The organism is Acidovorax sp. KKS102, assembly GCF_000302535.1.
Lineage (GTDB): Bacteria > Pseudomonadota > Gammaproteobacteria > Burkholderiales > Burkholderiaceae_C > Acidovorax.
The window spans coordinates 3,953,200-3,962,748 of the sequence record NC_018708.1 but is presented as its reverse complement, the minus strand read 5'-3'; the positions used below and the strand labels follow the sequence as shown (position 1 = coordinate 3,962,748).

The 9,549-nt window shown below is 63.8% G+C and carries 15 protein-coding genes; 1 reads left to right on the top strand and 14 read right to left on the bottom strand.

Annotated features, from left to right (window positions below; translation table 11 throughout):
- Nucleotides 1-95 precede the first annotated feature (95 nt).
- The 14 genes from C380_RS18190 to C380_RS18130 all read right to left on the bottom strand — a co-directional run bounded on the left by C380_RS18190 (nucleotide 96) and on the right by C380_RS18130 (nucleotide 9,143).
- A complete protein-coding gene (locus tag C380_RS18190; protein ID WP_015015304.1) occupies nucleotides 96-986 on the bottom strand; it encodes a recombination-associated protein RdgC in 891 nt (296 codons plus the stop codon).
- A 221-nt stretch (nucleotides 987-1,207) separates the two neighbouring features.
- Nucleotides 1,208-1,942 carry a hypothetical protein gene (locus C380_RS18185; RefSeq protein WP_043565619.1) on the bottom strand — a complete coding sequence of 245 codons (735 nt, stop codon included), beginning with the start codon at nucleotides 1,940-1,942 and terminating at the stop codon, nucleotides 1,208-1,210.
- Complete coding sequence (locus C380_RS18180) at nucleotides 1,939-2,157, bottom strand: hypothetical protein (protein WP_015015302.1); 219 nt, start codon at nucleotides 2,155-2,157, stop codon at nucleotides 1,939-1,941. The genes C380_RS18185 and C380_RS18180 overlap by 4 nt, the downstream gene beginning before the upstream one ends.
- Nucleotides 2,157-2,705, bottom strand: a complete 549-nt coding sequence (locus tag C380_RS18175; RefSeq protein ID WP_015015301.1) for a hypothetical protein — start codon at nucleotides 2,703-2,705, stop codon at nucleotides 2,157-2,159. Before C380_RS18175 ends, C380_RS18180 begins: the two co-directional genes overlap by 1 nt.
- Nucleotides 2,706-2,717: 12 nt before the next feature.
- Nucleotides 2,718-2,918, bottom strand: a complete 201-nt coding sequence (locus C380_RS25145) for a hypothetical protein (protein WP_148279993.1) — start codon at nucleotides 2,916-2,918, stop codon at nucleotides 2,718-2,720.
- A 56-nt stretch (nucleotides 2,919-2,974) separates the two neighbouring features.
- Entirely contained in the window at nucleotides 2,975-3,373 is a 399-nt protein-coding gene (locus C380_RS18170) for a hypothetical protein (protein WP_015015300.1), read from the bottom strand.
- A complete protein-coding gene (locus tag C380_RS25405; RefSeq protein WP_015015299.1) occupies nucleotides 3,370-3,972 on the bottom strand; it encodes a hypothetical protein in 603 nt (200 codons plus the stop codon). Before C380_RS25405 ends, C380_RS18170 begins: the two co-directional genes overlap by 4 nt.
- Entirely contained in the window at nucleotides 3,969-4,232 is a 264-nt protein-coding gene (locus C380_RS18160) for a hypothetical protein (RefSeq protein WP_015015298.1), read from the bottom strand. Before C380_RS18160 ends, C380_RS25405 begins: the two co-directional genes overlap by 4 nt.
- A complete protein-coding gene (locus C380_RS18155; RefSeq protein WP_015015297.1) occupies nucleotides 4,229-4,411 on the bottom strand; it encodes a hypothetical protein in 183 nt (60 codons plus the stop codon). The genes C380_RS18160 and C380_RS18155 overlap by 4 nt, the downstream gene beginning before the upstream one ends.
- 3 nt (nucleotides 4,412-4,414) lie before the next feature.
- Entirely contained in the window at nucleotides 4,415-5,608 is a 1,194-nt protein-coding gene (locus C380_RS18150; protein ID WP_015015296.1) for an ExeA family protein, read from the bottom strand.
- On the bottom strand, nucleotides 5,605-7,377 hold the full coding sequence (locus C380_RS18145) for a DDE-type integrase/transposase/recombinase (RefSeq protein ID WP_015015295.1): 1,773 nt from the start codon (nucleotides 7,375-7,377) through the stop codon (nucleotides 5,605-5,607). The genes C380_RS18150 and C380_RS18145 overlap by 4 nt, the downstream gene beginning before the upstream one ends.
- Before the next feature lie 21 nt (nucleotides 7,378-7,398).
- On the bottom strand, nucleotides 7,399-8,280 hold the full coding sequence (locus tag C380_RS18140) for a DUF3102 domain-containing protein (RefSeq protein WP_015015294.1): 882 nt from the start codon (nucleotides 8,278-8,280) through the stop codon (nucleotides 7,399-7,401).
- Between the two features lie 51 nt (nucleotides 8,281-8,331).
- Complete coding sequence (locus C380_RS18135) at nucleotides 8,332-8,667, bottom strand: IclR family transcriptional regulator (protein WP_015015293.1); 336 nt, start codon at nucleotides 8,665-8,667, stop codon at nucleotides 8,332-8,334.
- Between the two features lie 2 nt (nucleotides 8,668-8,669).
- Nucleotides 8,670-9,143 (bottom strand): hypothetical protein, encoded by a 474-nt coding sequence (locus tag C380_RS18130; RefSeq protein WP_015015292.1) that lies wholly within the window; start codon nucleotides 9,141-9,143, stop codon nucleotides 8,670-8,672.
- 114 nt (nucleotides 9,144-9,257) lie between these two features.
- Between C380_RS18130 and C380_RS18125 the strand changes: the two genes are divergently transcribed.
- Nucleotides 9,258-9,491, top strand: a complete 234-nt coding sequence (locus tag C380_RS18125; protein ID WP_015015291.1) for a hypothetical protein — start codon at nucleotides 9,258-9,260, stop codon at nucleotides 9,489-9,491.
- Nucleotides 9,492-9,549 lie beyond the last annotated feature (58 nt).

The window sequence follows — 9,549 nt, the reverse complement described above, 5'->3', positions numbered from 1 at the left end:
ACCTTGGAGCCCTTCAGGCCCCAATCCCCCACGATTTCAGTTTGGGACGATTTGGGAGGGGTTTCTGGCCTTTGGCGGGCGATTCGCGCTAGCGATCAGGACTGCACCTCGCCGCCCAGCGCATCAAGCACATCCGGGATCAACTTCCCCAGCTCGCCCGTGGCGATCGCCACATCGGCATCAAAGCCTCCGTCGTCGGCCTTGGTGCCTTCAAAGACCGTGTCCAGAAGCCGCACCTTGCGAATTTGCAGGTTGTCAGTCAGCACGAACGACACGCGGTCGTCCCAAGTCAACGCCAGACGCGTTGGCAGTTTTCCCGCATCAATGTGGGCCTGCACCTCTTCGATGTCCAGCGGGTGGCGGGCATATCGCACCACTGCCTTTTCCTCTCCCGCACTTTTAAGCTCGCATTCGCGGTCTACGGTAAAGCCCGTTGGCGGTTCTTGCTCCTTGAGCCAGTGGGCCATCGCAGCCTGTGGGCTGGTCTGGGTGTCGAGCATGGACACCGACAAGCCGGGTAGCGCCTCGACCAGGTGCGTGACCACCTCGTCGGCTCGGCCTTGGCTGGACGTGTCCAGCACCAGCAGGCGCGATGCCGGGGAGATCCACACCCACATGTGCGCCTGCTTTGTCAGCGCCATGGGCAGCAGGTCAAGCCGCGCCTCATCCTTCAGCTCCTTGCTCTCCTTCTTGCCAGGCTTGCGGCCTGTTTCCTTTTCAACGCGCTCGGCCTTCTCCTTGACCTTGCGGCTCAGCGCGGAGCCGGGGAGCACTTTGGATTCGGTCATGAAGCGCAATATCCACTGCCCGGCAACACCCTCGGCAAATGCACCATGAGCCTCTCCGCGAGGAGGAATCCAACCAACCGACTTCTCTTGCGTTGGGCCACACTCAGCGAAAGGAGTCTTCACCAGCGCCTGCTCGACCTGGTCAAGAGTTGCGGACCACTGAGGGGCGATGCGGTAGATGATGAGGTTTGCGAACATGTCTTGCTCCTAGTGAAATAGAACCGGTGTTGTCGGACACCGGAAACCGGGTATCGCTGCGCTAGCCCCTTGCGGGGAGGAGGTCTCGTGGTGGCGGGAATGGCACCAGCACGGCAGCACTCAATACCTGCGGCAGTTGCGGCCCTGTGGAAAGACCGTGGCACACACCGCTTGCCACACCGGCCTGGCGCGCCCCAAAGCGGCCGGTTGCGCGTGGCGAATCAATCCTCGTCGTCCGTCAGGTCGGCTCCAACGTCTGGCGTCACGGTGAATGGCAGCGTGCCCAGTTCAATTAGCGAGGCTTCCACCCCGAGCTTGAAAAACAGCGCCTCTCGCTTGGACATGGGCATACCGTCGTTGTCGTCGCCGACCTTGAGCAGAGTCCCTTCCTTGGACCCCGCCTGGACATCGCGCAGATTGCTGACCTTCTTGGCGTGCCAGGCGCGAAGGAACTCTACGAATTCGAGCATCTCGGTGCTTTGGGGGGCCTGAAACTCCAACGCCACACGGGCCAGCCCCAGCGCCAGCGCATCTATTTCCTTGCCCGTGAGATGCCCGCCTACCGGGTGCACGCTCAAGTACTCACGCAAGGCACTGGCGGCATCGCCATCGGCATCAGCGCGAGATGCATGGTGCGCAAGCAGCCCCGCCGCCGAACGCAGCAATGCCCGCATCTGTGAGCTACCGCCAACGTCACCGCCATCCGCCACATGCAACAGCCACTCGGCACACCGCTTGGCTTCGCGGGCATCTTCAAGCGCATCCAATGGGCGAGGGAAGCCAAACGCGGCCACCCGTGCCACCACGTTGTTGGCCGCGTGGTGCCAGCTGCGCATCTGCTCGCTGCGCAGCTTGTTCCATTCGGGCGATGCAATGCCCGTGACGCGGTGCAGCTCCTTCGCAAATGCGGTGTACGCGCATTCGCCCAGGTGGCTCATCGTTTCTGGCGTGCTCATGCCGCACTGCCTTGCTGCACAGGCTGGTGCTGATTGCAAACGGCCTGAACGGTGGTGCCAAAGCCGCCCTTGTTGCAGCGCCATGGATAGACGTCGTTGTAGGCGCCGGTCCGTGTAGCTTGCTCCCCATGGGCGCAGTTGCGGCAGCAGGGGCGCTGCATGGCGGTCTGGTAGCCCATGGCCACCTTAGCGCGGTCGATGGGAGTGGTACGCATCACGCACCCTCCGCCTGGGCTTCTTTAATGGCCGCGTTGATCAGGTTGTTCACGGCCTTCTCCACGGTGCTGTCCACGCTCTTGATCAAGGGCTGGTCACCGTCGCCCTCCACCGTCACGCCCAGGCGCTTGCGCAGGCCGGGCTCCAACTGGGCCAGCACGCTGGCCACGGGCTTTTCTGTGGTCTTGATGAGCAGCTCGACCTGGTCAGGCGAGATCTCGCCTGCCTCGGCCATGCGCTTGATGCGTATGCAGACCTTGGCGTCGTCCTCCCAGGTCAGGGAACCAGACGAAGCCTGCATACCGAACTTGATCCCGTCCACCACATAGCTGCGCGGCTTGGTGAACAGATCCTGGTTGGCCTTGATCAGCTCGGCCAGCTCGGCGTGCTCCTTGGCGATCTGGCGCGACACCCGCTTGATATCGGACATGGCGCCGTTCTTGACGGTGTCGATGTTCGCCTGCAGGGTGATCATCAGTGCGGACAGCTTGTCGCGCGCTTCGCTCAGGGTGGCTGCGCGTTTCTGGATTTCTTGGAGAGTTGCCATGGTTTGCTCCGGTCAGTGGATGTGAGTTGCGCCTGCGGTCATAGGCGTAGTGGTGTTTTCGATGAGGTCCGCCACTTGGCGGGCGGTAGCTGCGGCCGAGCGAGCGCAGCAGGGGTGGCATACGGCCACAGACACATAAGCGCTGATCAGCGCCTCCAGTGCCACTCGGTGCGTCCGCTGCTCGCTGACGATCTCGACTAAGCGGTGAGCCAAGGCTGTCACTTCGGAAAGGTGCTGAGTGCGGTTATCTGGCATGGCCATGCTCCCCGTCAGCAGCGGTAGCCCACGCTCTGGCAGGCGCGGAAGTCCAGGGCACCAGGGCGCAGCGCCGGGCCGCGTGCGGGCACGTAGGTGCCAGACATCACATCGACCCGGCGCGGGCCAGCTACGGGCAGCGCAGGTTCTTGCTGGCGGGGGGATTTTTCTGCGACTGTTCGCACGGGCGTTGCCCGAGCGCTGGCGCGCAGAAACCAAGCCTTGTCGCCAGCGGCGTCCCACGTGAAGTCGAGCCAGCCCAGGTCTACAAGATTGCCCAGGCGCTTGAGCAGTTGGGTGCGGCTCATGTCCTGGAAGTGGGCGCGCAGAGCGGCAGCAGTGCTGGTGCCGTGCTCCTTGAGGTGATTGATGAGCGCAACGCTTTCTGGGCTCATGGTGGATTTGCGGGTCATTGGGCGGTGCCTTTCTTGCGTTCGATTTCGGCGCGCATAGCGCGAACCATGGGGGACACCCCAGCAGGTGCCGGTGCGGCCGGTACTGGGCGTGGTGCGGCGGTGGGCGCAGGCTGCTGCACCAGGTCGGCCACGCTCTTGGGGCCGTTGACGGTGGCGGCGCGGGGGCCGGTGCGCAGGTCTTGCTCGCGCTGCTGCTCGGCCTGGCCTTCATGCCTGTCGGCCATGCCTGCCAGAATGGCGAACAAGTAGCCGTGGCCCTTCATGGGCAGCTCCAGGCGCTGGGCGTCGCGGGCGGAAAGCATCTGATCGATGGCCATGGCCCAGGCCGTGCGCGGTGCAGGCCAATCGCGGCCCTTCCAGCTGATGGCCTCGCGCTCCAGATCGGGCAACAGTTGCAGGATCAGCTTGATTTTTTTGGCCGCCGTCAGCCGCTGCTTGGGCGGTGTGAACAAGGCCAGGTACTGCAGCACACGGCCACCCAGCGGGATGCTGACAGCCGCCAGGCGGGCCAGGGCGCGCTGGTCGCCTTCGTGAGCAAACAGCACCGCAAGGTCAAGCTCGGTACCGCAGACGGGGCAGGACAGATCAGCGCTCACAGCGGCCAGCCTTTCGCTTGCAGTACCCCAGCGGCGAAGCCGATCAGCCCCGCTACAGCCAGGCACGCGGCAATGTCCAGCACCAGACGCTGCCAGCCAGCCAGGCGCTTGCGGCGGTGCGGACCGCCATCGATGGCGCCAGGCGCGAAGTAGTAGCCGCCAGGCGGAAGCGTCTCCGTGTCATGGTGGCAAGTGCAGCCCTGGTCTGTGCGGCCGTGGCATACACCCAGCTCGTGGCAGGAGCGGCTGGTGCGGCTCATGCGGCCCCCTTGCGCGAGCAGCGCAGCAGCACAGTGGAGAGGCGACGCACGTCGATCTTGGCGGCATCAGGAAACAGGCCAGCAGCGCGCAAAGCAGCAGCTGCGCCGTGCTGATAGAAACCCACGTGCACGCCCTGGCTAGCGTCGGTCATGGTGATGGTGATGTGGTAGCTGTGCATGGCTCAGCAGCTCCCAATGACCTGGGCGTCCACCTGGGGCCAGCCTGCGCGGGTGGCGGCATTCATTGCGCGGCAGACCAGGTTGTTGACCACAAGGGGATAGCACTCGCTGCGGGCGTCCGTGGGCTTGCCGCCGCGTGGGATGTGCACCAGTCGGGCGCGGATGGCGTCGGCTGCGTCAGGGGCGAAAACGTCCTCATACTTGAGGTCAAACCGGGCGAACTTGTGGCGCAGGTAGCTCTCCAGCTCCCCGTCCAGCGGCTCCAGCTCCACCACCTCGCAGCGCTGGGCGACTTCCCGCACGTCCGCGTTCTGGCTGCCCAGCCGGTCGCGCAGCTCGGGCTGGCCGATCAGAGCCACGCCGATCAGACGCTGCATGCCGTCCTTGAGCTCAATGAAGCGCTTGAGGTGCTTGAGCGTGGCGCTGGGCAGGCAGTGCGCCTCCTCAATCACCAGCAGGTGGCGACGGCCTGCGCGGCGGCTGGCCTTGAGAAGGTCGTGCACCTGGCGGAAGCGTGCCTCGGGGCTGCTCTTGACCTTGAGCTGAGGGTCGAGGGCAGCAGCGATGGCCTCGGCGATGTGGCTGGACTTGAGCGTCTTGCCCTTCTGGTCGCTGGCCTCCATGGCCAGCACGTAGGGGCGAATGATCACGATGTCGCGCTTGTCGGCCTTGATACGCTCTTCCAGGTCTTCGGCCAGCGTGGTCTTGCCTGCGCCGCTCTCGCCGACCACGGCCACAAAGCCGTGGTGCTGGGCGCAATCGGTGAGCGTGGCGCGCACGTAGCGCACGCTGGATGTCTGGTGCACGTCGTCAGGGCTCTGCACATCGTCTTGAAATGGGTTGCGGGGCAGGTTGAAGTGTTTGCGGGCTTCAGGGCTCAGCGCGGTGTTTTGCAGTAGCATGGTTTCCTCCTCGGGGGTTTCGGTTGGTTTCGGGACTTCAGGGGCGGCCCCGTCGAGGTACGAACTCGCCGGGGCCAACTTATTTGCGGGCGTGAAAAGCGCCAGCAGTTGGGCAGGGGTAGCGCCGTGCTTGCGCAGGCACTGCTCCAGGGATTTGCGGGCCTGGGTTTCGCCACGGGCGGGCCACACACCGTGAACAACCAGGCGGCTCAACGCTGAGCGGCTCATGCCGCTGTCGCGCCGCACCTGTGCCTGGCTGATGCCCAGGGCGTCGAACACAGGGGCCAAGCTCATGACGCACCTCCAGCCACCACACGCAGGCCACTGCGCACAGTGAGACGGGCTTGCAGGTCCTGCAGCTCGTCTTCGGGGATGCCGTCTGGATACCAGGCGCGCACCTGGGCGCTGGTCTCGCGGTTCATCGTCACGCCCATCCGCCCCAGCTCGGCTGCGGCCTCAAAGGGGCTGAGTACGCGGGCTGGAGCTTTCTGTGTGGAGACAGTGGTCTGCAGATCTGTGCCACGGCGGGGCAGGAAGGTACGCTCGGGCGCCTGGTCGATGACTTTGCCGGGGTCGATGCGGCCACCGAAGGGCACGGCTTTGGCCTTGCGCTTGGCTTCGACCTCGGCGTCCGATTTGGCGTCGTAGGCGAAGCGATCTACCTCTTTGCGGTTGGCTTCGAGCTGGGTGTCTGCGGGCCGCTTCCAGTCTTCACCGATGACATTGGCGTCCGAGCGGAACCCGGCGTCGTCGCGCACCACCAGCGGGATGCTGTGCAGCACCTCATTGCCCTCGGCATCGGTATCCACCACCATCGCGGCTTCCAGCACCCAAGGGTTGAGCGTGATGTGCAGCTTTTCGCCCACCATCACGTTCGGAACACCACGCACATCAAATTCACGGCCCTTGTAGGAGACAGTCAGGAAGTCGGTCACCTTGCGGGTCTCGGGCGTCTCGGTAAGCAGGGCCTGGCAGATTTCGACAGGTGGCGCCACACGCAGCTGCTCGGCCGTGATGGCCATCCATGCGTCGTAGCGGGTTTTGCCGTGGCGGCTGTGCATCTTGGTGGCGTTGAACCACCGTGCCCAGCGCTGGGCTTGTGCGTTGAGTTCAGCCAGGTCGCGCACTGGGCGCAGACGCAGCCCGCTTTCAAAGCTGCGTTCGATCAGGTCGCGGGTCTTTTCGACTTGGCCGGTGGCGCGGGCGTTACCTGGGGCGTGGGCAATAGTCTTGACCTGCAGGCGCCGCGCCAGGTTAGTGAACAGGCCGCTGGTGTTGGCGCTGCCCATGTCCATCATCAGCAGAAAGGGCACGCCGTGGAACGGATCATCCTCGCGCTTTTGGATGGCGCTGATGAAGCAGTCAGCCAGGTTGGTGCCGCTCTCGGCGCCCATCACGTACTGGAGGTAGATGGCAGAGCTGGCGTGGTCGGTGATTTCGTAGGACCACACCCGGTCAGCCTCAATGCGTTTGAGGTTGGCAGGTTTGTTTTTGTAGAACTTGTCCCTCTCCATCACCTGCAGGCCGCTCTCGGCCTCAGTGCGGGCGTTCAGGTAGTACAGGACGCACAGGCTGGCATCGACCTGCCAGACGTGGTTGGGGTGCAGGCTCTTGAGCTCGACGGCAGGTGTGGGCCGGTTGAGCTGGTCGGGGTGCAGGTTGTAGTGGCGCAGCGCACGGGCAATAGCGCTGTCGCTGAGAGGGACCAGCTCGCCGGTGGCGGGGTCGGCGCGCTCAGCACGCACCTCGCCGTTGGCGCGCATCACTTCCACGGCCTGGCCGATGGACATCAGGCGCTTGTTGGACTTGCGGTGGCTGGTCATGAGCGCAGCACTGATGGCCACAGCTTCATCGCGGGTCAGCGACACATCGCCTGCATCGCTGCGCTTTTTGCGTTCTGGCTTCACGGTGATCTTTCCAAGATGGCGGTGCAAGGTGGCGGTGCTCATTCCCAGCTCGGCGCAGGCTGCCGCATAGATGGCCTGCTTGCCGCCGTGTGGAGCCGCCTGTGCGGCCTGGAGCACTTGCGCCAGACGGCCGACGATCACGGGGTTGAGCGACATGGGTTTGTGGTCTCCGCGCGCTTACTTGGCCCACTGAGCGACTTCGCCTGCCAGGGCTACGTCTGCTGCGTTGGACACATCAGGCAGGTTGAACTCCTCGCGCAGGATGCTGATCTCGGCCTGCAGCTGACCGACCAGCCCGGCCATGAACACATCCAGGTCCCTAACTTCCTGGCCGTTCTCCACGCTGAGCGCTGCCAGGGCGGCGCGTACACCGCCGCGAATGGCACCAAGGGCGTCATCTGCAATGGCTGTGGCCTCTTTCATCAGGTGCTGGCGCTGCTCATCGGGCGGGAGCTTTTCGATGCGCTTGACCTGGGCGCGCAGCTTGTCCATGGCGGTGTTCTTGTCTGCCAGTACCTTTTCGACGGCGCCCTTCTCCTCGCGCGCCTCGCGCAAGGCTGTACGCAATTCGCTGGCGCTCATCTTTTCGACGTCGTCCATCTCGGCCAGGTTTTCCAGCACATCGTCGTCGTGGGTGACCAGCTCCAGGAACGCGCTGGCGCTTTTGACTTGGGTACTCAAAAGTGCCAAATTGGCACTTTTTGCCGTTTTTGTTGCCGCTTGCATGAAGCGGTAGGCCGTACGGCGCGAAAACCCCAGCAGCTCCAAACGATCGTCAAACTCCCCGCGCTGAGTCAGTTCGCGGAGGACCAACAAGCGCTTGCCGGTTTCCAGAATGGCCTCGACGGTACGGCGCTGGTAGAAGCGAATCTCGTCTTCGAGGGCGCCCACTGTGACGGCTCCCTGGTATCCAATTTGCTGTGCTATGGCCACCGCGCCAGCGTTGGCTTCAATGCTCATCAAAGCCAACTGATTGGCAGCGTCCATGGTCTGGCCAATGGCGACGGTGTCGGCGATGACTTCTTTGCTTGCGGGAGCGGGTGTTGTGTTGCGTGCCATGAATGTCTCTTGCGCTTGAGTGGTTGGTTTGGGTGAAAGTGGTTAAGGGCTTTAGCGGCTGTAGCGCTCGACCTGGTCGGTCGGTACCGAATAGCGAGCACTGAGGTCGTCGAGTTGCTGTTTGGCTCGGTTCAGGTTGGTGCCCACCGTGACGGCGATGCGCACGAAAGACACCCCTAGGCGCCAGCGGTTGGTACCCGCCACCTGCTCGACGTAGCCAGTGGTCGCCAGGGCGGGTAGGTTCTGGCTGACCCAGCTGGGCGGCACGCTGAGGCCCTTTGCGATCTCACCGGGGGCGAGGCCCAGCACCTCGTGCCCGGCCAGCAGGCGGAAAAGGTCGCAGGTCTTACGTATGGGGCCCGCTAGGGCGTAGGTCTTTTCAGACATTTTCAAAACTCCAGTTCAGGGGTGGCGTACTGCGCCACGTTGTGGTGATGTGCGGCGACTTGCTGCAGGTGGTTGCGTAGGGCATCCAGGGTGGCGGCAGGGTCGGCTTTGCCGTCTGCCTGGTAGAAGTCGGTGAGCAACTGCAGCGCTTGGGCAAAGCCGGTGTTCAGCTCCACCAGTTCGGCAGGCTGTGCCTTGCGCCCGCTGGGTATGTCCACGAGCAGCTTGTCGTCTGTGGCGGCCATCCAGCGGGCCACCAACTTGATGCCGCAGGCATGCTCGTAGGCGGGCACCAGCACCAGGGGCATACGCCCATTGGCAATCCACTTGTAGAGCACCCAGTGGTCTTCCAGACCCATTCGCTCGGCGATGCGCTCCACACTCAGGTTGTGACGCTCCAACGCAAAGTCCTTGCAGCCCTTGAGGGCGTCGCGCAGCGTGGCTGGTTGCCACCGTTTCCAATTGCGGCGGGTCATTGGAAGTGCCCCCTGCTCGTGGTGCCCAGGCCGTCCAAACAAATGCTCGGTGAGGTGCTGGTGCGCACTTCTTGGCAGTGAGAAAGTTCATCCATCAACCGAATGGAGGACGGAATGGACACAGTAGATTTCGAGGAGCTGGCAGGCCGGTTGGAAGGCGTGAGCCGGGCCGTGCTGCACATCGCTGCTGCGCTGGAGATCAAGGGCCTCATTGATGGCCCCCAGTTGTCTCAGGCGTGGCGATCAGCTTTGCCGCTGCCGGGCTTTGAGGTGGCAGGCCGCACGCTGCAGGAACTTGCGCTTGCGCTGGACGGCGCACGTAACCGGCGCCAATCACCGGGCGCGTGATGTCGAAGCCAAAAAGGTCTCGGCGATTTGTTACATTGGGTGTAGAACGCACCACGTT